The following is a 25218-nucleotide window of genomic DNA, read 5'->3' on the forward strand; positions in this document are numbered from 1 at the left end:
ATCCGCTATCTGTAAATAGCGGATCTCAGTCTTTTAATTATTTGGTTATTCATATTTAAGTTGATCATAATGCTGTCAGAACAGAAAAATAATTTGTCTTCCATGCTGCATTTAGTCGGGCTGTGCAGCGCATTTTTAGCAGTTCTTTTTGTGGTAAATAATTTTCTAATTTTTGGATTTAATGCTCCAGGTGTGATCAATGTACTTGGCCTTAACAAAATTTTTGGTGTTGAAAGCCTAAAGGGTGGTTACAGCAGTGGATTATATATTGTTGGGTTGGTGCAAACTGCAGCTGTTTTTGGAGTGACCTTTTGGGCTTGTTTCCATACCATAAAAAAAGGCCAGCTTCGTTTAGATGCCGCGCGCCTTGACTGGCTTTCCGCATATGTTATTCGTGCTGCCTTTTGGGCAGTGCTAATTGTTGGAGTTGCCGACGCTATAATGTCTTTTATGCGCGTTGAAGATTTTCATAAGACAGTTTTTGGTGATTTAGGCGGGGCTATAATTGCCCTACCTAGCTCTCGCGGAATATACATCCATGTTCCTTTGATAATTGTTGCAGCTCTGATTGCTTTACGTGACAAATCAGTTTCTTTGGTATGGTTGACCCTGTTAGTTGTGATTGCTGAGTTCCTCATTGTGGTTGGCCGTTTCATTTACGGTTATGAACAAACCTTTATGGGAGACCTTGTGCGCTTCTGGTATGCAGCTCTGTTCCTTTTTGCATCTGCCTACACATTAAAAGAAGATGGCCATGTCCGAGTTGATGTGTTCTATGCAGGCTTGAAACGGCGCACCAAATCGATACTTAATACGATTGGGACACTGTTTTTTGGAATTCCGCTTTGCTGGCTTATCCTAATACGCGGCATGTGGGGGAAATCCAGTCTAATCAATAGCCCAATGATGAACTTTGAAACGTCAATGAGTGGCTTTGGAATGTATGTGAAATATTTGATGGCAGCTTTCCTCATGATTTTTGCACTAAGTATGATTTTACAGTTTACCGCCTACCTATTTCAGTCAATGGCAGACATTCAGGAAAATATTACTGATGATTTGGATGCGGAAGAGGTTACTCAATAATGGAACTTTTATTCCTAGCACTCCTATTTTTGCTGATGATGTATGCCCTTGGTTCTGGCTATCCCGTTGCATTTGCATTACCAGGCGCTGCCATCGTCACAATCATTCTTGCCGGCCTAACTGGGACACTTTTTGAAGGCGATAGCGGTGCCTATTTTATTCAGGATGGGCCTATTGAATGGCTAACGGCAGGTGTTACAAACTTTCGGGGAATTTATTGGGAGGTGGAACGGGACACCCTCATAGCGATCCCATTATTCATATTCATGGGCATCATGCTCCAGCGATCAAAGATTGCTGAAGATCTTCTTGTCACCATGGCACAATTATTCGGAGCTGTTCCCGGCGGGCTCGGCATTTCAGTGGTATTTGTAGGAGGGCTTTTAGCTGCAACCACCGGTATTGTGGGCGCAACGGTTGTTGCAATGGGCCTGATTTCGTTGCCAGCAATGTTGCGCAACAACTATTCAAAACCCCTTGCAACAGGCGCGATATGCGCATCAGGCACTTTAGGACAAATTATTCCACCCTCAATTGTTCTAATTATTTTAGCCGATCAGCTGGCAAGTGCTGCCGATCAAGCGGCAACGGCGCGTAAAGCGTTATACAAGCAAGCAACTGGTCAGTTCAGCATGCCGTCTGAATTTAATATCATTTCAACTAGTGCCGGAGATATGTTCCTTGGCGCTTTTTTGCCTGGGATTCTGCTTGTTGGTATCTACATGGCCTACATTTTGATTGCTGCGTTAATTCGCCCTTCTTTAGCACCCGCCGTAAAGTATGATGGTAAATTATTAGAGAGAAGCTTTCTCTTAAAAGTGGCTCTGGCTTTGGTGCCGCCCTTACTGCTAATTTTTCTAGTCCTCGGTTCGATCATTGCAGGCATTGCTACGGTAAACCAAGCTGGAGCAATCGGCGCGGTAGGAGCTCTGATTATGGCAGGCTACAAACTCCATGAGGGATCAAGATCTGCTTTTTACCCATCGATCTTAACCATCGTTTCGCTTTTATTGATTTGGCTTTTTAAATCTAACTTTAATCTTAGCATCAAGACCGTTACAGATCCCTCTGACTGGTTTGGGGTGTTTTTCGTCACGTTAGCTGTTATTGGCCTTTGTACTGGTATCGCATGGAGTGGATGGCGCGCGTTTAAGATTGAAAACACACTTCGTGAAGTCATGTCTGAAACAGCAAAGACAACCTCCCTTGTCTTTATTATTTTGCTCGGCGCCGCAATGCTGACGGCTGCTTTCCGAGGGTTTGGCGGCGAAGAAATTGTAAAGCACTTCCTGTCAGGCTTGCCCGGAGGGTTTTGGGCACAATTCATGGTAGTCATGCTGGTAATATTCCTGCTTGGTTTCTTTCTCGACTTTATTGAGATTGCAGTGGTCGTGGTACCAATCGTTGCGCCAATTTTGCTTGCTGATCCATCTGCCAATATAACAGCTGTTTGGCTTGGCGTTATGATTGGCCTCAACATTCAAACCTCATTCCTCACGCCACCATTTGGTTTTGCATTATTTTATCTACGGGGAGTGGCATCCAAAGCAGTCAAAACCATAGACATGTATAAAGGCGTCGTTCCGTTTATTGGCCTACAATTACTAGGACTCGCAATCGTAGGCTTTAATCCAAGTTTGGTGAACTACCTACCAACCAAAACATTTTTATCAAGTGAGACTGCGCCGCCACCAAAAAACCCACGCCTACAGTTGTGCCTAGAAAACCACCTATTTAGTTTTTATGATGCCAATAAGAGCGAATATTTATCGCAAGTTAGTTTGCTAAATAATCTTGATTATTCTTCACTTCCAAAAACGACTATGGCAGGGCTTCAGCGTAGTTTAAAATCTGCTGGTGATATTTTCATTTTGATAGATGAAATCAAGGAAGCTCAAGCTGAAATGGCACGTGCATCAGTTGCTTATGCGCCAATTCATACTGAAGTTCGCAGCCTTGAACGCACCATCAAACAAAATCAAGAAGAGATCAAAACTTTAAAAAATGAATTAAGGGGAACTGACGATGTCAGCAAAAAGACCGACATTAAACAGTCAATCTCAACGCTTGAGACAAGCATTACAGAAAAACTTGCATTAATTCCAAACAGTTGGCAGAAAACAAATAAAGATTTTAAACTCATAACGACGAAGTTGAATCGTGCGCGCATGCAATTCCGACGTCAGTCAGATCAAGCCTATTCAGAGATCCGTGGAATAGTGAATTCAATCAACTCTGTTTCCATTTTGGATGAGGTCCGCCAAGACATAGTCAATGTCAAAGCCCGGATAGGCCAGCAATCTGTTGATGAGGCACTGAGTGAAATCAAAGCAGCCTATAGTGTTTTAACCAGAATCCCTGGGGCCAATAACGCCGCCAAATCATTATCAAATGCGCGCCGTTTGATCGATAGGAAAGATCCAAATTTACCAAAAGCGGTTGCGTTTGTTGATGAAACATTAGCTTCAATTAATGCCGAATTAACTTGGCGTGGTAAAGCTAAACAGGGCCCATATGAAAAACTTGCAGCATTTGAAGCTTATGCAAGATCAAACCTTGGCCTGCGGGAACAGGATAGGTTGAACCCAGAGCAAGTTGACTCAATCACGTCATGCCTAGCAAAACATAGGAGCCTTGCTCTTCAATTTTAATGTAAATCGCGCGAGACCCGTCAGCAATTTACACTTAAAAGATAGAATAGTGGAGATAACGTGTGTCAAACCAAAGTGACAGTGGGGGTATAAATACCCAAGCCGTTTTGGCCATGCGAGGTGCCGGCTATTATTCAGAGCGAACCGCAGGTGCACGGGATGTCATTAATGATGCAAGAGAACTAGTGCTAACAGCACTTGAGACTCTTTCCGATGCAGAAAGCCTACGACTTGCAGATTTTGGCGCCGCTGATGGTGGTACTAGCCAACAAATGTGGAGTACGGTTATAGAAATGCTCCGCAAGTCCGGAGATAACCGGCAAATTGAAATACTCTATACCGACCTTGCAAGTAATGATTTTTCAACCCTGTTCAGAATGATGCAAGGTATGCAAGGCAGCCCAACCCATGCCTATCAAAAGCATCATGAGAATGTTTTTGTGCATGGGTGTGGAACCGGTTTTCACCAACAACTAATGGCGAGTGAGTCCCTACATTTAGGATTTAGCGCCACCGCAATGCATTATGTTTCAGTCAAACCACTGGAAATTCCAAAACATGTGCATGCCGCAAGAGCTGATCATACTAGTAATGCAGCCTTTGCAGAGCAAGCGGCGCTTGATTGGCAAAACATCTTACTTGCCCGCGCTGCTGAGCTGGTTCCAGGAGGGCGTTTTATTGCGCTTAATTTTGGCATAGACGAAAAGGGGCGCTACCTAGGCAATACTGGCGGGGTTCATATGTTTGACCAGTTTCACAAACATTGGAATGCCCTATATCAGGACAATACTATCACCAAAGATGAATATGAAAAGGCAACATTCGCACAATACTACCGCAATATTAACGAGTTTTGTGCGCCCTTCAATGACCCACAAAGTCCAGTCAGTAAAGCCGGTTTGGTGCTAAAATCCTGTCACAGCAAGCTCACAAAATGCCCCTATGAAGCAGCATTCATAAAAGCCGGTGGAGCTGGTGGATCAATGACAAACGCTGAATACGCCGATAGCCTTATTCCAACCATGCGATCTTGGTCTGAAACGGTTTTCAGAACAGCAATTTCTGATCGAAGTGACGATGAAAGCCTTCAAATCATTGATCGTTTTTATAAGGCCTATCGTGACGAGGTTGCGGCAAACCCAATCGGTCATGCTATGGACTATGTCCACATTATTCTCGATATAGAAAAGACTGCTAATTAGACAATCTTTTCTAAATTACTCAGCACTTATCAATTTGCCTTTTAGGTGTTAATAGCCAATGGCGCATCCATCTTTGCGTGGGTCAGACCCAGCAATTAGTAAATCTGTATCCCAATCAATAAAGATTGCTTGCGAGCCACCGATAGGCTTGCTAGCTGGCTGAATATTGTGCCCAAGTGCACGCAATGATTCACGGATTTCATCACTAATTGGCTCTTCAACCTCGACAACATCACTAAACGGGTCCGGCATAAAGCGCGGCATATCCTGCGCCTCTTGAATATCCATCCCATAATCGAAAAGACGAGTCAAAAACTGCATATGGCCGAACGCCTGATATTCACCGCCCATAACGCCAAATGGCATTATGGTTTTACCATCTTTAGTGGCCATGCCCGGAATGATCGTATGAAGCGGGCGTTTGCCAGGTTCAATACAATTTGGATGACCTGGCTCAACTACAAATCCCTGGCCACGGTTTTGCAAAATGATACCTGATTTTGGCGCAAGAATACCGGCACCAAAATTATGAAATACAGTGTTTATAAAACTACATGCATTCCGATCTTTATCAACAACACTGATGTAAACTGTACTTTTATGCTTAGGAAGTGTGGTTTCTGGAAGTTTATCAAGTGCCCTATTTGGGTTAATTTGAGCGCGTATGAGATCAGCTGTCTCCTGACTTAACATGTCATCAATCGGCATGGCAGAAAACTCCGGATCAGACAAATATAGGTTTCGATCACGATAAGCTATTCGGCCTGCTTCAATCTCATGGTGAATACGTTCAACAGAAATAGGATGATCACCAAACTTATCTACACCGGACATAATGTTTAGCAACATCAAGGCTATGACGCCTTGCCCATTTGGCGGACATTCCCAAATATCATAACCACGGAAGTTGGTTTTAATCGGTGTAACATAATTTGCCAATGCCGAGTCGAGATCAGCTTGTGTGTGTAAACCACCAAGTGTATTTAGCTTGGTTAAAATATCGTCTGCTACCCAGCCTTCATAAAATCCAGCGCGGCCATTTTTTGCAACAGCCTCCAATGCTTTGGAGAGGTTTTTATTAATAAACCGATCGCCCATTCTATAATTTTCACCATTTTTAAGGTATAGCGCACTCAAATCGGCATCACCCAAAATTAGCTCGCGACTTGCAGCAAAATCTGCTTCAACTCGTTGACCAATCGGAAATCCATCGCGGGCATAGCCAATTGCTGGCTGAAGAAGATCGCCAAGCGATTTTTTTCCATAATCACGACTCAATTGTACCCAAGCATCAATTGCTGTTGGCACTGTCACTGCATGAGGGGATTGTTGAGGAATCTCTTTGATTCCCTGTGCCAACAACCAATCAGCGGTTAAACTCATTGGCGCACGGCCAGATCCATTCAAGGCAATAACCTTGTCGCTACCAGCTTCTGAATAAAGGCAGAAGCAGTCACCACCAATACCTGTAGATTCTGGCTCTACAACCGCTTGTACGGCACTCGCAGCTATGGCTGCGTCCATTGCATTTCCGCCATTTTGAAGAACTGTGACCGCAGCCTGAGTTGATAAGGGATTAGACGTGCTAGCCATCCCATTTGGGGCTAGAACTGGTGACCGACCCGGCCGTTGTAAACTACGCATCACATTTCCTCATAATAAAACCTTAAAAACAACTTGAGGTCAGAGTAATACAGTACCTAGGCTTATTTGAGCAATATAATATCACCAGCCATATAAGCAGCGCGGGGTGATGGTAAGGAGAAAAACATGAAAATTGGGTTCATTGGACTAGGTAATATGGGCGCTCCAATGGTGAAACGACTTGTGGCATCAGGTCACGACATCACTGGTTATGATGTAATGGAGAGCGCTATGGCTGCTTTATCAGAAGTAAAAATGAGTTTTTCCAAAGACATTTTAACAGCAGCCCGCGAACAGGACGTTGTCATAACAATGCTTCCCAACGGTGAAGCGCTTATCAAGGTTGTAGAAGCAATCATTCCTGTTATGCCGAAGGGATCATGTTTCATTGATTGCTCAACAGTTGATATAAATACTACAAGGCAGGTGGCTACACTGCTAAAAAATGCGGCCATTCACGTTCTTGACGCTCCAGTCTCAGGTGGTGTCGGCGGCGCTGTCGCAGGCACACTCACTTTTATGGTTGGTGGCAGTGAAGATAGCTTTGCCATAGGAAACCCACTTTTCAAAATCATGGGTCAACGTGTTATTCATTGTGGTGCTGACGGCGCCGGACAGGCAGCCAAAATTTGTAATAATATGATCCTCGGTGTTACCATGATAGCAACATGTGAAGCCTTTGCACTTGCTGATGATTTGGCACTAGATCGGCAAAAGCTTTTTGATGTTGTCAGCACCTCATCAGGAAATAGCTGGTCAATGAGCACCTATTGTCCAGCACCTGGAGTTGGACCAGAAAGCCCATCTGACAATGATTACTTACCTGGTTTTTCAGCTTCTTTAATGCTGAAAGATTTGAAGCTTTCTCAAGAAGCCGCAACAATCCACGGCACACCAACCAGAGCCGGTCAACTTGCTTTGGAATTATATCAAGATTTTGTAAAATCAAGCAAAGGCGGAGCGCTAGATTTTTCTGCAATACTCCAAGACCTAACGTCACGCAGTAAAGATCAATAGTGCAAAAATGATTTTGCAAAAACCCTTAAAGCGGTGGTTTGCCAAGCACCAAATCAGCGCCTTTCTCTGCAATCATCAAAACACCAGCATTCAAATTTGCCGATAGCATAGTTGGCATTATAGAGGCATCAATAACACGCAAGTTTTGCATGCCATGAACCCGCAATTGATCATCGACCACTGCAGTTGGATCCGTCTCTGGCGCCATCCGACAAGTTCCCATAAGATGGTAGACTGTAGTGCTTCGCTGGCGAGCTACGTCCAGTAATTCTTCGTCACTTTGAATATGCGCACCAGGATACCCCTCATAATCAAAATAAGGCGCTAATGGTTCAGTATTCATAAGTCGGCGGCTTAGTTTAATACCGGCTAGCAGTACACGTCGGTCTTCCTCACTCGCCAAATAATTTGGCTGTATCAAGGGTTTGACGAAAGGGTCGCTACTCTTTGCGCGAACATAACCAAGACTTTCAGGACGTTGTTGCCAAGTAGCAAGGGTGAATCCCGGTTCATCATCAAGCCAGGCTTGCAAACCTTCCTTATAGCTAGCAGGCGTAAAGCTCACTTGAAGATCAGCATTACGAACAGTTTCATCCGAATGCCAAAAGCAGTAAACCAGCGTTGGTCCTAACTCAAGAATAGAACGCCTTCCTAAAAAATACTTGGCGATTTCACCAACCAATTTTGGGCCACGAGCGAGTTCATTTATAGTTTTTACATTTTTTGCTCGAGCAGTCAGACGCGTGCCGTAATGATCACGCAAATTTTCACCAACACCAGACAATTCATGCCTCACCTCAATACCAAGCTCATTCAAAAGCTTCCCTGGCCCAATTCCTGATAACTGAAGTAATTGTGGTGAATTGATTGTGCCGCCAGCAATAATTACCTCACGACCCGCATACACCTGATCTGGGCGGCCATTGGCTCCACCTCGATTATAAGCAACACCAATTGCCCGCTTACCATCCAGTAAAATTTTTGTTGCATGTGCGTTGGTAATGACATGAAGGTTAGAACGATTGCGTGCCGGCTTCAGAAAAGCGCGAGCTGAGCTCATTCGTAATTTGCCAGTGGCGGTGCGTTGAACATAAGAAGTGCCCTCTTGGTAAGCACCGTTATAATCTGGATTCCTCGGTATCCCAATGCTTTCAGCACCTTCAATAAAAGCCTCACAAAGTGGGTCGCGCCACGCAAGGTTGGTTATCTTCATTTCGCCCGTCTGGCCTCGATAGCTCGCATCTGGGCTATCCTCGTGGGACTCATAACGGCGAAAATAAGGAAGCACGTCATCATATGACCAGCCCCGATTTCCTTTTTGCGCCCAGACGTCAAAATCCATCTTTTGACCACGGTTAAAAATCAAGCCGTTGATTGAGCTTGACCCACCGAGAACTTTGCCGCGAGGCATTGGAATTGTACGGCCGTTCGTTCCTTTACTAGCCTCACTTTGATACATCCAATTTACTGATGGATTGACCAGTGTTTTAATGAAACCAGCAGGGATATGGATCATCGGATTCCAATCAGACGGACCTGCTTCCAAAAGGCAAACCTTATAGGTGCCACAAGCAGTCAAGCGATTTGCTAGAACACACCCAGCACTGCCAGCACCAACAATCACATAATCATATTTTTCTGACATCAATCTGCTTTCAAACTCAAATAAGGCCCGCAGTATATGATAGTGACTAATCAGTCTTAAAGTGACAAGTCTGATTTGCACATCACATTCATTAGTCCCAGACAAACACAGCTATTAAATAACACCATTTAGGCCAGCCCAGACTGACGTTGCTTTTCAGCTTTCAAACTTAACAAAATTGCGATGAAAATAATCCCTGCGCCCAAAAGAATTGGTAGCTCAAAGGCCTCACCATAAATCAAAAAGCCAATCACACTAATCAATGGCAAACGCATAAAGTCTAGGGGGATGACAACAATGGCTGGAGCAAGTGCCAGTGCATTGGTGATACAAAAATGAGCCATCAAACCACCTATACCCACGATCACAACCCATATGATATTAATGCCTTCTGGGAAAGTGTTCATACCCATAAAAAACGTTGCCATAAGGCCCATGAAAAGCTGCATTAAGGTCAACCAAAAAAGAATACACGTAATGGATTGATCGTTTGTCAGCTTTTTAGTCGCCATCATTGAACCGGCGAAACAGATAGCACAAGCAACCGCTGCAATAATTGCAAAATCAATTTGTTCCATATCTGGCCTAGCAACGATCAATACACCTGCAAATCCTAATATAACAGTTAAAACACGCTGTCTTGTTAAGGCCTCGCCCAAAAATAAAGGAGCAAATAACGCAACCCAGATTGGTGTGGAAAACTCTAATGCAAAAAGTTGTGAAAATGGAATGTAAGCAACAGCTAAAAACCATAAATTTTGTCCAGAAAAATGAGCCAAGTTTCGGAACAAATGCAGCCCAAGGCGGTCACACCTAATTTCATTAAGGGTTTTAGCAAAAAAACCAATAACTAAAACAATCATAAGGCCAATTATAGACCGATACAGCATTATCTCAAAAGTGTTCAAGCTGGTTGCAAGCTCTCGCCCTGAAACCGCCATCAGACTAAATGACACCATCGCCCCAATCATCCAAACTGTTGCCTTCAGCGGTTCAGATCTTGTTGTCATGATTGTATCTTCCGGCACTGTATTAGGTAAAAAAACAAAAAAGCAATGTAGGTGCTATCGATGAATATTATTCTTAGACATGTTTTAGCATATGCGCCATGCAAAGCTTCTCGGATTTAAAAGTGAAGTTTAAAAACAACTTGGTTCTAATAATCACTTTATAGTTAATCCAAATTTATGTTTAATTATTACCTGATGGATAAAATAAAACTTCTGGATTGCTACACAAAGGATCATGGGCCAGCTTACATGACTGGAACCCAAGCTTTGGTGCGCCTACTACTCGAGCAAGCGCGTCTTGACCGCGAACAGGGAATCAATAGCCGTGGCCTTGTCAGTGGTTATCCGGGGTCGCCACTTGGCGGGCTCGACCTCGAATTAAATCGCAATCTTGACCTGCTGGAAAAAGACGGGGTGACATTCCAGCCAGCAATCAATGAAGAACTGGCGGCAACTGCAATCTGGGGAAGCCAGCATATCCATCTTTATGATCAGCCCGAAATTGATGGGGTGTTTGGCCTTTGGTATGGCAAGGGGCCGGGCCTTGATCGCGCACTTGACGCAATTCGCCATGCCAATATGGGCGGCGTTGCCAAATATGGCGGCATGGTTTTGGCGGTTGGCGATGATGCCACAGGCAAATCATCAACCCTTGCCTATCAGTCCGAACAAACCTTCATTGCCGCTGGTGTGCCATTTTTCTACCCGCGATCAATCCATGACATTATTCCCATGGGGTTGCAGGCTTTTGCCTTATCACGTTTGGCCGGGTGCTGTGTAGGTATGAAAATTGTTGTCGATACGGCCGATGCAAGCAGCATTATTGACCTTAACCGGATTCGCCCCGAAATCACCGCAAATGATGAATCGGGGCCAGTTCATATTGGCCGCCATGATCCGGCATTGGTTCGTGAAGACCGGCTGTTTAATTTTCGGCTTCCAGCCGTTCGCCGGTTTCAAAAAGCGCAAAATATAAACAGCATAATCGGCAGCCAGCCAGCCATTGGCAAACTTGGCATCATGACGGTTGGCAAAACAACTTATGAGGTCAATGACGCGCTTGCCAGCCTTGGCATTGATGATCCAGCAAAAGCTGGCATTGGCCTGTTTTCTATTGTCATGCCATGGCCAATTGACCCAGCAAGCCTTGTTGATTTTGCGAAATATTATGATGAGGTGATGGTGGTCGAAGAAAAACGCCCCATCGTTGAAGATCAAGTGGCACGGGCGGTCGTCAATCTTGCCGAACGCGCAGTCATCACCGGCAAATTAGCCCCAGATGGATCACGCCTTTTGCCCGAGACTGGCGAAATCACCCATTCCATTTTACTGACGGCGATAAGCGACCGCGCCAACGCGCATGGCATTGCAATGCGCGCAATAATACAGCCAGACTTCACCACAGCCGACCTTCCCAAAATAGCCGCGCGCACGCCATGGTATTGTGCAGGCTGCCCACACAATTCCAGCACCAAGCTTCCCGACGGTGAAATTGTTGGGATGGGCATTGGCTGCCATTCGATCAGTGGGTTTTTAACGCCTGACATTATCACTAATTTCACCCAAATGGGCGGCGAGGGTGCTTTCTGGATTGGGCGGGCACCCTTTTCAAGCCATCACCATAGTTTCCAGAATATCGGCGATGGCACTTATGCCCATTCGGGCTATCTTGGCATTCGCGCGGCGGTGGCGGCGGGGGTCAATATCACCTTTAAAATTCTATATAATGGCGCGGTGGCAATGACCGGCGGCCAGACTGTTGAAGGCGGACAGCCGCCATGGGTTATTTCCCGCCAGCTCGCCGCCGAAGGCGTGGTCAAAATTGCTGTCGTCAGTGACACGCCGGATGCGTTGCTGACTGGCGCCAAGTGGGCCAGCAATTGCCAGGTTTATGATCGCCAAGATATGCTGGCATTGCAGCAGGAACTCAAAACAATCACCGGCGTTACCGCAATCATTTATGTTCAGGGCTGTGCAACCGAATTGCGGCGCAAACGCAAGCGCGGGCTAATTGCCGATAAACCTGAAACGATCATGATCAATGACGCTGTCTGTGAAGGCTGTGGTGATTGTGCAGTCAAATCAAATTGTGTCGCTGTCAAACCCCTGATACGACCTGAAGGTGAAAAACGCCAGATCGACCAAAGCCTATGCAATAAAGATATGTCTTGCCTGAACGGGTTTTGTCCAAGCTTTGTAACGGTCAAAAAAGCCGATAAAAGCGACCAATCAACCCCGGCAAAGACCTTTGTAAAGCCAACTTTTCCAGAAGATATAATACTGCCAATGCCACCCCCAGCCAGCGGCGATATTTGCAATATTTTCATCGCCGGCATTGGCGGTACCGGCGTTTCCACACTTGCCGGTATTTTGATTATGGCCGCGCGGGTTGATGGCATTGCCGGAACCGCGGTCAATCAAACCGGCCTGTCGCAAAAAAACGGTGGCGTCACCTCACAAATCAGGCTTGCTCGCGATCAATCACTTGATGGTCATATGGTGCGGCTGCCAAGCCATGAAGCTGATTTGTTGATTGGCTGTGATGCGGTGGTGGCGGCGAATGATATGGTTCTTGGCCTTCTAAACAAAACCCAAAGCCGTGCCATTCTCAATGATAATATTGATCCGGTTGGCGTTGCTGGCGTCGGGATTGGAAGCACTATTGATATGCCACTTGTGATGACCCGTCTTGGCACAGCCATGAATCCGGATCATATTGTCAAATGGGCCATTTCATCGCTTGCCAATCAGCTTTTGGGAAGCACGACGTCAAGCAATATCATCATGCTTGGTTGGGCGCTTCAAAAAGGGTTTATCCCGCTTGGCATTGATGCGGTTGAGGCAGCCTTGCAGCTGAACGGCACATCGCTTGAAAATAATCTTGCGGCATTGCGATGGGGCCGGTTGCTGGCGCATGCGCCGGACAAGCTGTTTGCCCATCTTGATGCGATTACAGCGATCCCACAAAATGAAACAGCACTAAACGATCCCGATAGGGCGATTGCCTATTTTACCGCGCAATTAACAAGCTATCAAAATGCCGCCTATGCCGCGCGCTATGAAACAATCATCACACAATTTATGACACGGCTAAAAAGCCGCGACATTGTATCAAACGACATTGGCGTAACCGCGGCGCGGGCGCTATATCGGGCGATAGCAATCAAGGATGAATATGAAGTGGCACGCCAGTTAACCAGTACCGATTTCACCGCAAGGATTGCCACGGTGGCTGGCGAAAATGCCGCCATTTCCTATCATCTTGCCCCGCCGATGCTGGCCTGGCTAAAGGCGCGTGATGGCAGCCCACGCAAGATACGTTTTGGCCGCTGGTTGACGCCTTATTTGCGCGGTCTTGCGCGCCTATCATGGCTGCGCGATAGCTGGGCCGATCCTTTTGGCTATGCAACCGATCGGCGCGCCGAACGCGCTTATCGTGAACGGGTCATTGACTGGCTTGACGCGCTTGGTATGGCAGCATCACCTGACCGGCAGGATCAAATCAAAACAGCGCTTGAGCTGATGCTGAAGATTCGCGGCTATGGTCATATCAGGGCGGCAAATCATTCACGCTATGTGCCGCAAATCACCGCGATCATTGAGCAAATTTCAACCCTGCCGCCACCAATTGATATGGCTGCTGAATAGGGTTTATCTTGCTAGATATAGTTGGAAATTTCGATCAGATTATGGTCGGGGTCACGAATATAGACCGATAAAAGCGGGCCGTTTGCGCCGGTTTTGCGAACCGGCCCGTCTTCAATATCAATGCCATGATTGGCAAGATGCGTTTGCCAATCAGCAAGCGGCTGCGTTGTGATGAAACATAGATCAACACTGCCAGAAACCGGATTTTTGGCATGTGGAATAAACGGCGAGGCGGCGTCATGCAAATTGATCTTTTGCAATCCAAAATTCAAAGCCTGGCGCACTGGCCCTCCTGTTGGTGGCTGAAACGAACTATGATCCATGCCCAGAATTTCAGTATAGAATTTGATCGTTGCCGTAAGATCGGCCGCCTGCATAACAATATGGTCAATCGATTGAATTTCAGGCTTTTGCATTTTACGTTCCTTTAAAGCACCAAACGAGACGAAACTTTATCGTGACTTTGGCCTGTTAGCGGCCAATCGACAAATAGATAAAGCCAGCATCCTGCATCGCGTCTGGTTCATAGACATTCCGCAAATCGACAAGAACCCGCCCACGCATTGCGGCGGCAAATTGCGCCGGCGTCAAAGCGCGAAATTCGTTCCATTCAGTGACAATAACAGCAGCATCTGTCCCGTTTAGGCAATCGGTTGCGCTATCACAAAATGTGACATCTTGTGGCAAAATATGGCGTGCCTCATCCATCGCCTTTGGATCATAGGCGCGCAAAACTGCCCCTGCCTTGGTCAACGCATCAATGATATCAAGCGATGGGCTGTCGCGCATATCATCGGTTTCCGGCTTGAAGGCCAGCCCCAAAATGGCAATCTTTGCGCCAGCAACTAATCCACCCATGGCGGCGATAACACGATCGGCCATGGCGATTTTGCGCGCCTGATTATAGCCAACAACCGCATCAACAATGCTTAGATCACTTGAATGCTGTTCGGCTGTTTTGACAAGCGCCAATGTATCTTTTGGAAAACAGGACCCGCCATAGCCTGGCCCCGGATGCAGGAATTTATTGGCAATCCGTTTATCTAGCCCCATGCCCTTAGCAACATCATGGACATTTGCCCCAACTTTTTCACATAGATCAGCCATCTGGTTGATATAGGAAATTTTTACCGCCAAAAAGGCATTGCTGGCATATTTGATCAATTCAGAGGTTTCCAGATTGGTAAATAAAATTGGTGTTTCGATCAGAAATAGCGGCCGGTATAGCGCGCGCATAACATCGCGGGCAGCGTCGGTTTCAGCACCAACAACAACACGGTCAGGACGCATAAAATCGGAAATCGCCGCGCCTTCACGCAAAAATTCTGGATTTGAGACAGTATCAAATTTTGCATCAGGGTTTGTTTTGGCAATGATGCCAGCAACATCGCGGCCGGTGCCAACCGGTACGGTCGATTTCGTCACAACAACCGTATAGCCTGACAGATGCATGGCAATGTCTTCAGCCGCAGCATACACAAATGACAAATCAGCATGGCCATCGCCGCGACGTGTCGGGGTGCCAACAGCGATAAAGACAGCATCAGCAGCAGCAACCGCCGCGCCAAGATCAAGATCAAAATGCAGCCTTCCAGCCTTGACATTGCGTGCCACAAGTTCGGCCAGACCGGGCTCGTAAATCGGCATTTCGCCTTGGTTGATTTTTTGAATTTTCGCCGGGTCTTTATCGATGCAAGTAACATCAAATCCAAATTCGGAAAAACACGCCCCCGAAACAAGACCGACATATCCAGTGCCAATGACTGCAATTTTCACAATATTGATTCCTTTGATAACCTTAAGGTTTGATAACAGGCAGACAAAATTTGATCAATCAAAGAGTTCGGGTAGGCGGCAAGATTCATCACAGATTAGGATTTTGACATTTTTTATGGCAAGGTTTCACGCAAAGGTATCTTGACCTATTTTACCTCTGCAGAGTAAGCCTTTGTGATGGTGGCATCACCATTTCGATCAGTCGCAGTTTAAGGAACAGCATAAATGATCAAAAAAGCAATTTTCCCCGTTGGCGGACTTGGCACACGGTTTTTGCCAGCCACGAAGGCGCTGCCAAAGGAAATGCTTCCGGTTGTTGATAAGCCGTTAATTCAATATGCCGTCGAAGAAGCCGCGGCCGCCGGTATTGAGGAATTCATCTTTGTGACCGGCCGTAACAAGACTGCCATTGAAGATCATTTCGATCATTCCTTTGAATTGGAAGAAACACTTCTTGCCAAAGGCAAAGCAGCCGCGCTTGAAACCGTGCGCGGCATGATTCACGAACCGGGAACCGTTGCCTATGTTCGCCAACAAGAACCGGCTGGTCTTGGCCATGCTGTTTGGTGCGCGCGTCATTTGATCCATGATGAACCGGTTGCCATTATTCTTGCTGATGATTTGATCCTTGGTCCAAGTTGTTTGGCTGAAATGGTGGCATCATATCAAGGCGGCAACATGGTTGCGGTTATGGATGTTCCAAAATCCAAAACCGGCTCTTATGGAATCATCACCCCCGGTGCCGATCATGGACAGCTTGTCGAAGTATCAGAGCTTGTGGAAAAACCTGATCCAGCAAATGCCCCATCAAATATTGGTGTTGTTGGCCGCTATATCATTGAATCAGGGGTTTTCGCCCAGCTTGGCACGCAAGATCGCGGTGCCGGTAACGAGGTGCAATTGACCGATGCGTTGGCGCGCCAGATTGGCAAGGTGCCATTTCATGGATTCCGCTTTTCAGGCGAACGGTTTGATTGCGGATCAAAAATCGGGTTTTTACAGGCCAATATCGCTTTTGCCATGTCACGCGATGATCTTGCCGAACCGCTTGCAAGCTGGATCAAAAACCGCATGGCATTATCCTAAACCTCCTCAGCGTCGCTGATCGGTATAAAATATTGTTCTAAGCCATGACCCTGTTGCCAGTCCCATCAAAAAAATTTCGATCAAAGGTGTTCACATGACAAAGCATGTTTTTCATCCAAGCATTTTACGCGCTTATGACATTCGCGGCATTGTTGATGAGACATTGACGCTGAGTGATGCAAAGGCCATTGGCATTGCCTTTGCGGCCTGTCTTCGCCAGCGCGGTTATGGCAATCATGTCGCGGTTGGCCGTGATGGACGATTATCATCACCAGCTTTGGCAGCAGCACTTTGCGATGGTTTGGTTGCCGGCGGTGCGCGGGTTAGTGATATTGGATGTGGCCCCACACCGATGCTTTATTATGCTGGTGTCACCCTAAACGCCAACGCCGCCATTCAAGTAACCGGATCGCACAACCCGCCAACGCATAACGGGTTTAAAATGGTGATGGATGGCACGGTTTTCTTTGGTGATGATATTCAAGACCTTGGTGCCATCAGCGCCAATGGCCCCGCCCTTCAAGAAGGGGGTAGCCACAGCGAAGTGCCGATTTTTGACGATTATATTAACCGCCTAATTGCCGATGCCAATACCGGGGATTTCACCGTGATTTGGGATTGTGGCAATGGCGCATCAGGGCCAGCGACAATTGCCGCAACACAGAAAATCAGTGGCAATCACAAAGTCCTGTTTGGCGATATTGATGGCACATTTCCCAATCATCACCCCAACCCTGTTGATCCAGAAACTTTGGCCATTTTGCGAAAAGCTGTTGCTGATGCTGGCGCAGATCTTGGCATTGGCTTTGATGGTGACGGCGACCGGATTGGCATTGTCGATGCGAAAGGCCGTCAGGTGCCAGGGGACTTCTTAACCGCCTTTCTGGCGCGTGACATTTTGGCACGGCATGCCGGTGCGCCGGTTATTCTCGATGTGAAGTCATCCGATATGGCAATAGCTTTAATTGCCGAGGCTGGTGGTGATGCGCAAATCTGGAAAACCGGACATAGCCATATGAAAACCCGAATGGCCGAAATCAACGCACCATTGGCCGGTGAAATGTCAGGACATATTTTTATCACAGACGGGTTTTACGGATTTGATGATGCGCTTTATGTTGGCCTTCGCGTTCTTTGTCAGATGGCCAAGACCGGCCAAAGCATCACCGATTTTGTTGATGGCTTGCCGCCACAACATGCAACGCCTGAATTACGCATTGATTGCCCTGATGATCAGAAATTTGGTGTTATTGACCGGCTTGCCGATGAAGCAAAAGTGCGGTTTGGCGAAGAAAGCTTGAGCCTGATTGATGGTGTAAGAGTGCGAAATGATGACGGCTGGTGGCTTGTTCGAGCCTCAAACACCGAGGCGGCACTTGTCGCGCGAGCCGAGGGCAGAACACCCGAAATTCTAAACACGCTTGTTAGTCAAATTGAAGATGCGTTGGCTGGTGCTGGGCTGGCATGGCAGCGGCCATAAAACCAGCCGTCTTGAAAAGTTTGGTCATCAAAAACCAATTACCGAAAAATCTACCCACGAATTATGACGATTTCCGCCAAAACACGCGCCTTGCAACTTGAAACGTCCGGCCGCTTCGGTTAAAGATGAAAAAAAATTCATCCATGCCCCCCTTCCCGATGAAACTCACGGGTTGCCTGCTAAAGCGGAGCAAATAATGTCAGATGTTACCATCCATGGCGGTTTAACCATTGCCACGGTTCTTTATGATTTAGTGAATGACGAAATTCTTGCTGGCACCAATATTACGCCTGCAGATTTCTGGCACGGTTTTGATCAGGCGGCGCACCAACTCGCGCCAAAAAATCAGGCGCTTTTGGAAACAAGAGCGAGGCTGCAAAACCAGATTAATAACTGGCTAAAAACGCATAGCAATGACAGCATTGATCCAGTCGCCTATGAAGCATTTTTAAGTGACATTGGCTATCTTCATGCAGATGACGGCGATTTCGACATTGAAACCAGCAATGTCGATCCTGAAATTGCCACTATTGCCGGCCCACAGCTTGTTGTGCCAATCACTAATGCACGCTATTCGCTGAACGCCGCCAATGCACGCTGGGGCAGTCTTTACGACGCGCTATACGGAACTGATGCGATTAGTGATGCTGGTGGTGCCGAAAAAACGAACAGCTATAATCCGGTTCGTGGCAATAAGGTCATTGCCTTTGCGCGTGATCTTTTGAATAAATCAGCACCGCTGTCAATTGGCAGCTGGAATGATGTAACCGGTTTTGCCATTACCGATGGAGCGCTTGTCGTGACAATGGGTGATGGTCATACAGGCCTTGGCGATCATGATCAATTTGTCGGCTATACCGGCAAAGCCGATTCACCAAGCAGCATTATCTTGATCAAGAACGGGCTTCATCTTGAAATCATCATTGATGCCAATGGCACCATCGGTGCCGGTGATGCAGCGCATATTAACGATGTGATGGTTGAATCAGCACTGACAAGCATCATTGATCTTGAAGATTCGATTGCTGCGGTTGATGCTGAAGATAAGGTTCTTGCCTATCGCAATTGGAACAAGATCATGCGCGGCACCTTGACCGCGAGTTTCACCAAGAATGGTGAAATGATGGATCGCAAATTGAATGACGATAAAAGCTTTATCGCCGCTGACGGCAGCCGCCAAACGCTGCGCGGACGGGCCTTGATGCTGGTTCGCAATGTTGGGCATTTGATGAGTAACCCAGCCGTGCTTTTATCTGATGGGCGTGAAATTCCCGAAGGGATTTTAGATGCCTTTATTTCAGTCGCCGCAGCGCTGCCCGATTTTGCCAGCAAGCAGAATTCACCAGCCGGTTCAATCTATGTTGTAAAACCGAAAATGCACGGCCCCGATGAAGTGGCTTTTGCTGTTGAAACCTTTGATATGGTCGAACGGCTTCTTCAGCTTCCTGCCAATACTATCAAAATCGGCATCATGGATGAAGAACGCCGCACCACGGTTAATTTAAAAGAATGTATTCGGGCGGCAAAATCACGCGTTGCCTTTATCAATACCGGATTCCTTGATCGCACGGGCGATGAGATTCACACATCAATGTATGCTGGCGCGATGATCCGCAAAGGCGATATGAAAGCCGCAGCGTGGATTTCAGCCTATGAAGATTGGAATGTCGATATTGGGCTTGCTTGTGGATTTTCGGGCAAGGCGCAAATTGGCAAAGGCATGTGGGCCATGCCCGATTTGATGGCCGATATGTTTACCCAGAAGATTAGCCACCCAAAAGCCGGTGCCAATTGCGCTTGGGTGCCATCACCAACTGCCGCCACTTTGCATGCCTTGCATTATCATGAGGTTGATGTTGCCAAACGTCAGGCCGAATTGACCGGAAAGGCACGCGCCAGCCGGTCAGATATTCTGTCGATCCCCGTCGCCAGCCGGCCAAATTGGTCAGATGAAGATATCCGCGCTGAATTGCGCAATAATGCCCAAGGGATTCTTGGCTATGTCGTTCGCTGGATTGATCAGGGTGTTGGCTGTTCGAAAGTGCCCGATATTCACAATGTCGGTTTGATGGAAGACCGCGCCACTTTGCGGATTTCATCACAGCATATTGCCAATTGGCTTCAACATAAAATCTGTGATGCCGATCTTGTTATGGATGTGATGAAGGAAATGGCCGCTGTCGTCGATGCGCAAAATGCCGGTGACGCATCTTATGAACCAATGGCTGGGCATTTTGACCAGTCAATTGCCTTTCAAGCAGCGCTTGATCTTGTCTTTAAAGGCATTGAACAGCCATCAGGCTATACCGAGCCGGTTTTGCACGCGCGCAGGCTGGAAAAAAAGGCCCAAGCCAAAGCCGCCTAAAGCATCTGATAAAACGCGAAACAGGCTGTGACGCGGCAACGCTTCACAGCCTTTTTCATGTCCGGTAAAAACCGGTTAATATTGCGGGTTTGACGGGTAGATTTCTTCGCGCAGCTTTTCACGAAGCTGGTCGATCAAAACCGGTTTACCATCACGCTCGACATGCCAGAAACTCCAGCCATTACAAGATGGCAGGCCTTGAAGCTGTGCGCCAAGGGCGTGAATCGACCCTGTTTGTTTCTGGTCGGTCAAGAGCGAGCCATCGGCGCGCACCTTGGCCTGAAAGCGTTTTTTGGCATCAAACAGACGGTCGCCCGGCTTTAATAATCCATGTTCGATCAAATTGCCAAACGGCACCTTTGGCAAGGCACGCCGCGGGGTTGTTTCCAACAGATCATCCGAGGCAATAGGCGTAACAGCGGCCAATCTTGTTTTGGCAATTTTGACATAGCCAGAATTTTGCTCGATACCGATGAAGTTCCGGTTCAACCTTTTGGCAACCGCACCGGTTGTGCCGGTGCCAAAAAACGGATCCAAAATCACATCACCACGCCGAGTTGAAGCCAAAATAACCCGCGCTAACAAGCTTTCAGGCTTTTGCGTTGGATGGGCTTTTTTACCATCTTCCTTGATCCGTTCATTGCCGGTGCAAAGCGGCAATTCCCAGTCAGAGCGCATCTGGACATCATCATTCAATGCCTTCATCGCTTCATAATTAAACACATGGCGTGATTTTTGTGACTTTGCCGCCCAGATCAGCGTTTCATGCGCATTGGTAAAACGTCGCCCGCGAAAATTTGGCATTGGGTTGGTTTTGCGCCAAATCACATCATTCAAAACCCAGAAATCAAGATTCTGCAAAATCGTACCAACGCGGAAAATATTGTGATAGCTGCCAATCACCCAAATAGCGCCATCCGGCTTTAACACACGGCGCGCCTCGGTTAACCAAGCGGCTGTAAAGGCATCATAGGCCGCAAACGAGTCAAATTTATCCCACGCATCAGTGACCGCATCGACATGCGTTTGATCGGGACGCGACAAATCACCAGCCAATTGCAGATTATATGGCGGATCAGCAAAAACCAGATCAATCGACTGGTCGGCAATTTGGCACAATTTGGCGATGCAATCGCCTTGTAGAATTTGATTTACTTTCACCAGACAAAGCCCATTTCATTCATCTTTCGCCAGCCAAACGCCAGCGCTGTCTGTCTAAAAGAATCACAGAATCAATATAAGTCAACAGCTTATCAGGCTTTCTTAAAGCTATATCAATATATTGTGGCTGAACTGCCTATGAACATGCCTATCTTGTGATGAGGGCATCCTGCTTAACCGCCGCCAAACCGGTCTTGGCGTGAAAAATGATCAAAGGTGACTGCTGTGTCGGTGTGTTAGTCGCCAACATCCAGATAGCGGCGTATCGGCTTAAAGCTGTGCCGGTGATGCGGTGTTAGACCAAATTGGTCAAGGCCAGCCTGATGCGCCTTGGTGCCATAACCCATATTGCTTGCCCAGCCATAATCAGGATAGACCAAAGCAAGATCCTGCATAATTTGGTCGCGCGCTGTTTTGGCAATGAGTGACGCTGCCGCAATTGATAATGACCGGCTGTCCCCTTTAATCAGCGCAGTTGCTGGTAACGGCATGTCGGGGGGCAGTAAATTACCATCAACAAGCGCATGAACCGGCGCGCCCCATCCGGCCTTGACCAGTTTATCGGCCAGTTCCGATGCCGCCATCACCATGCCGGCAAACGTGGCCTTCAAAATGCCCATCTGGTCAATCTGCGCAACCTCGATCGAGACCGTTTGCGAAAGATGCGGCGGTGCCATCAAAGCTGCGGCAAGCGCGGCGCGGCGCGGCGGCTTTATTTTTTTGGAATCATCAATGCCGGCAGGAAGCGCATCATAGGCAGATGGGCAAAGCCAGATTGCCGTTACCGTAACCGGCCCCGCCCACGGTCCCCGTCCGGCCTCGTCAATGCCAATGACCGGCGCGTTGAATTGCCGTTCATGGTCAAGATCAGGCATTAGCCACCACGGCGCTGGGTTGGCGATTCAGCAAGCCGCGGCATGATTTCAACAAAATTACACGGCCGGTGACGAATATCCAGCTGATAGCGCAAAATCTCATCCCACCCATCGCGGCAGGCCGATGGTGAACCCGGAAGCGAAAATAGATAGGTGCCACCAGCAACGCCAGCCACGGCGCGTGACTGCACCGTTGATGTACCAATTTTGGCAAAGGAAATATAGCGAAACAACTCGCCAAACCCTTCGATTTCTTTTTCGAAAATCGCCCGAAACGCCTCGGGCGTGCCATCACGCCCCGTCAGACCCGTACCGCCAGTGGCCACAATCACATCAACAGCTTTATCCTCAACCCAGCTAGCAAGCTGTTTGGTGATGGCGTCAAAATCATCGGTAACAATGGCGCGTCCGGCCAGATTATGCCCATCTTCCTGCACCCGCCCAACTAGCAGATCACCTGAACGATCATCATCGGCTTTACGCGAATCCGACACGGTTAAAATGGCGATATTTACCGGCACAAATGTAATTGATTTATCAATCCGCTTATCATGATCCATTTATTTTGCCTCTTATCATTTGCTCATCAGCCCGCCATTATCTAGCGGCGGACGCCCCCGGCCTTGCCAGCATGTTCGGTTTATCTGCCAGCTAATTTGCCAAACCCTTATCAGTCGCCTCACTTGGGACGAATTTACCACCATTGCCAGCGGCAAGACCTGACAAGGCAGGCGTTGTCTCGCCAAAACGTTGCCGGTAAATGCCAAGATTGGAAATGACATTTTTCACATAATATCGCGTTTCACGCGCTGGCATTGATTCGACCAGCAAAAATGGATCATCCTGATGGTCAACCTTGCCAAGCCATTTTCGCAAATTCCCCGGCCCACCATTATACGCTGCCAAAAGCCGAATTAGCGAGCTTTCGACAAGTGGTTCATCAAGCAGATGCTGTATATAGGTCTGGCCAAGCTTGAGGTTGACTTCAGGTTCAAAAAGCTGATGTCTTTTGCGGCCACGATAGCCCCGATCCCGCGCGATGAATGAGGCGGTAGCGGGCATAAGCTGCATCAGGCCAGCAGCCTTGGCGCTGCTTTTGGCGCGGGGATTAAAGCCTGATTCCTGTCGCGAAATCGCCCAAACAAGCGCTTCGTCAATATCATAATCAACCTTGAATTGCGGATGCGGATAAAGCGCGCCATACCAGCTGACACCTGTGTCTTTGCGAATGATTTCAGCAACCCGAAATGACAATCCCGCCATGCCGTTTTCGGACGCAAAGCGCATCACCCCAAGGCGGTATTGTTCGGGCATTTCCATCCAGAGATAGCGCAATTCACGCTCGGCCGAATGGGTTTCGCCAAGCTGTAACAGCGCGAAAATTCGTTTCCCACCCGGGCGGGCGCTAAGCCAGCTATAAAAACCGGCATCAATTTCAGGCAGGTCAAACGAAATATTGATCTGCTGGCCAAGCGCATGACGCGATACGACACCATAAAAACTGTCAATTTCACGCGCCGAAACTTCAAGATAACGGATCGACTCAAGCGGGCGTCCTTGGCGCATTTCAACACGGTGCGCCCAATAGGCAGCCGCGCTTCGTTCACCCGGATTGGCTTCGGCAAGATTGGCAAGCGTCCGGAAAAACTGGCCGGCAACGTCAATCTGGCCACTTCGCCATGATGCAAGGCCGCCTGCCCAATAGGCCAATTGCGCATATTCCCGCCCAATGCCAATCGCATAGCGCGCTTGCCGAATGGCCTTTGAATCAACACCAAAAATAAAATAGGCATGGGCAATCTCACCACGAAGCTGGCCTTCTTCGGCAGCCGTCAAATAGCGTTTATTCTGCGGGTCATTCACAATATCAAGCGCGCCTGATGGCCAGCCACGACGGATTGCTCGCCGGATCGAACGCGCAATCGAAGCGGTGCGCGTTGGCGAGGCACGACCAGCATTGCTTGCCGGAATACGCGGCCGATAGCCATGCGCGCCAGCTTGACCATAGCCATTCAAATAACCGGGTTTTGGCGCTTTTGGGCTGCGCGCATTTTTCGGTTTGCGCCGTTTGGCAAGCCAGTAAAGACGGCTTGCATCCGGATGATCATTATAGGCGGCAAGCCAGCTGGATAATTCTTTAAAGCTTGAGCGCCATGCGGTTGGGTGAAGATATCGCTGCGCCAGCAAATGGCCTTTTAAGACCGGATCTTTCAATCGGCTCATTTCGCGAATGGCCTGTTTCATTTTGCCGTTTTTCTGCAATTCAATAAGACGCTTATATTGAATAACATCAGCCGCGCCCAATGGTTCTGGCAGTGATTGGGCACCCGCAGACCCCATGAAAACAAGTAAGGCCATCACTGGCAAAACCAGCCGCATATAATAACGACCAGCTATATTTGAACGGTCCAGATTTGCGCGTTGGCTTTGCATCATAAAACCTGTCATGAAGGGCAAGAGACCCCAAAGCATCTTTTTGGTGAAATCGGCGGGTAAATTGAAACTCATGGAAAGGCCCTTGCGTTATGGCGTTGGCTGGTAGTCATCATCATCAATTAAACCCACCTTTATG

At 47.7% G+C, this 25218-nt stretch carries 17 protein-coding genes; 8 read left to right on the forward strand and 9 right to left on the reverse strand.

Features of this window, described 5'->3' with window-relative positions; genetic code table 11:
• Nucleotides 1-69 precede the first annotated feature (69 nt).
• From ABXT40_RS11240 to ABXT40_RS11250, 3 genes are all read left to right on the forward strand, one after another.
• Complete coding sequence (locus ABXT40_RS11240; RefSeq protein WP_443645688.1) at nt 70-1086, forward strand: TRAP transporter small permease subunit; 1017 nt, start codon at nt 70-72, stop codon at nt 1084-1086.
• Entirely contained in the window at nt 1086-3737 is a 2652-nt protein-coding gene (locus tag ABXT40_RS11245; RefSeq protein WP_443645689.1) for a TRAP transporter large permease subunit, read from the forward strand. Before ABXT40_RS11240 ends, ABXT40_RS11245 begins: the two co-directional genes overlap by 1 nt.
• Nucleotides 3738-3799: 62 nt before the next feature.
• Nucleotides 3800-4939, forward strand: coding sequence for an SAM-dependent methyltransferase (locus ABXT40_RS11250; RefSeq protein ID WP_443645690.1), 1140 nt, complete (start codon nt 3800-3802; stop codon nt 4937-4939).
• Between the two features lie 48 nt (nt 4940-4987).
• Here ABXT40_RS11250 and ggt read toward each other — a convergent pair whose 3' ends face one another.
• Nucleotides 4988-6583, reverse strand: a complete 1596-nt coding sequence (gene ggt / locus ABXT40_RS11255) for a gamma-glutamyltransferase (RefSeq protein WP_443645691.1) — start codon at nt 6581-6583, stop codon at nt 4988-4990.
• 126 nt (nt 6584-6709) lie between these two features.
• Here ggt and mmsB point away from each other — a divergent pair, with 126 nt between their 5' ends.
• Nucleotides 6710-7600, forward strand: coding sequence for a 3-hydroxyisobutyrate dehydrogenase (gene mmsB / locus ABXT40_RS11260; RefSeq protein WP_443645692.1), 891 nt, complete (start codon nt 6710-6712; stop codon nt 7598-7600).
• 25 nt (nt 7601-7625) lie between these two features.
• Here the strand turns inward: mmsB and ABXT40_RS11265 are convergent, their stop codons facing one another.
• Nucleotides 7626-9245: a GMC family oxidoreductase gene (locus ABXT40_RS11265; RefSeq protein WP_443647017.1), complete on the reverse strand. Its 1620-nt coding sequence runs from the start codon at nt 9243-9245 to the stop codon at nt 7626-7628.
• A gap of 128 nt (nt 9246-9373) precedes the next feature.
• A complete protein-coding gene (locus ABXT40_RS11270; RefSeq protein ID WP_443645693.1) occupies nt 9374-10255 on the reverse strand; it encodes a DMT family transporter in 882 nt (293 codons plus the stop codon).
• Nucleotides 10256-10450: 195 nt separating this feature from the next.
• Between ABXT40_RS11270 and ABXT40_RS11275 the strand changes: the two genes are divergently transcribed.
• Nucleotides 10451-13903: an indolepyruvate ferredoxin oxidoreductase family protein gene (locus ABXT40_RS11275; protein ID WP_443645694.1), complete on the forward strand. Its 3453-nt coding sequence runs from the start codon at nt 10451-10453 to the stop codon at nt 13901-13903.
• Between the two features lie 11 nt (nt 13904-13914).
• Here the strand turns inward: ABXT40_RS11275 and ABXT40_RS11280 are convergent, their stop codons facing one another.
• Entirely contained in the window at nt 13915-14319 is a 405-nt protein-coding gene (locus tag ABXT40_RS11280; protein ID WP_443645695.1) for a VOC family protein, read from the reverse strand.
• Nucleotides 14320-14374: 55 nt separating this feature from the next.
• On the reverse strand, nt 14375-15679 hold the full coding sequence (locus tag ABXT40_RS11285) for a UDP-glucose dehydrogenase family protein (protein WP_443645696.1): 1305 nt from the start codon (nt 15677-15679) through the stop codon (nt 14375-14377).
• A gap of 225 nt (nt 15680-15904) precedes the next feature.
• On the opposite strand from ABXT40_RS11285, the gene ABXT40_RS11290 reads away from it, so the two are divergent.
• The 3 genes from ABXT40_RS11290 to ABXT40_RS11300 all read left to right on the forward strand — a co-directional run bounded on the left by ABXT40_RS11290 (nt 15905) and on the right by ABXT40_RS11300 (nt 20610).
• On the forward strand, nt 15905-16765 hold the full coding sequence (locus ABXT40_RS11290) for a UTP--glucose-1-phosphate uridylyltransferase (protein ID WP_443645697.1): 861 nt from the start codon (nt 15905-15907) through the stop codon (nt 16763-16765).
• Between the two features lie 94 nt (nt 16766-16859).
• Nucleotides 16860-18245, forward strand: a complete 1386-nt coding sequence (locus tag ABXT40_RS11295) for a phosphomannomutase/phosphoglucomutase (RefSeq protein WP_443645698.1) — start codon at nt 16860-16862, stop codon at nt 18243-18245.
• Nucleotides 18246-18441: 196 nt separating this feature from the next.
• Nucleotides 18442-20610 (forward strand): malate synthase G, encoded by a 2169-nt coding sequence (locus ABXT40_RS11300; RefSeq protein WP_443645699.1) that lies wholly within the window; start codon nt 18442-18444, stop codon nt 20608-20610.
• A 75-nt stretch (nt 20611-20685) separates the two neighbouring features.
• On the opposite strand, the gene ABXT40_RS11305 is transcribed toward ABXT40_RS11300, so the two are convergent.
• The 4 genes from ABXT40_RS11305 to ABXT40_RS11320 form a co-directional block, all read right to left on the reverse strand.
• Nucleotides 20686-21771, reverse strand: a complete 1086-nt coding sequence (locus tag ABXT40_RS11305; RefSeq protein ID WP_443645700.1) for a site-specific DNA-methyltransferase — start codon at nt 21769-21771, stop codon at nt 20686-20688.
• A 236-nt stretch (nt 21772-22007) separates the two neighbouring features.
• On the reverse strand, nt 22008-22646 hold the full coding sequence (locus tag ABXT40_RS11310; RefSeq protein WP_443645701.1) for a ribonuclease HII: 639 nt from the start codon (nt 22644-22646) through the stop codon (nt 22008-22010).
• On the reverse strand, nt 22646-23206 hold the full coding sequence (moaB, locus tag ABXT40_RS11315) for a molybdenum cofactor biosynthesis protein B (protein WP_443645702.1): 561 nt from the start codon (nt 23204-23206) through the stop codon (nt 22646-22648). The genes ABXT40_RS11310 and moaB overlap by 1 nt, the downstream gene beginning before the upstream one ends.
• 91 nt (nt 23207-23297) lie before the next feature.
• Nucleotides 23298-25154, reverse strand: coding sequence for a lytic transglycosylase domain-containing protein (locus ABXT40_RS11320; RefSeq protein WP_443645703.1), 1857 nt, complete (start codon nt 25152-25154; stop codon nt 23298-23300).
• Nucleotides 25155-25218 lie beyond the last annotated feature (64 nt).

Source organism: Candidatus Ponderosibacter sp. Uisw_141_02 (assembly GCF_048087665.1).
GTDB lineage: Bacteria > Pseudomonadota > Alphaproteobacteria > Puniceispirillales > Puniceispirillaceae > UBA3439.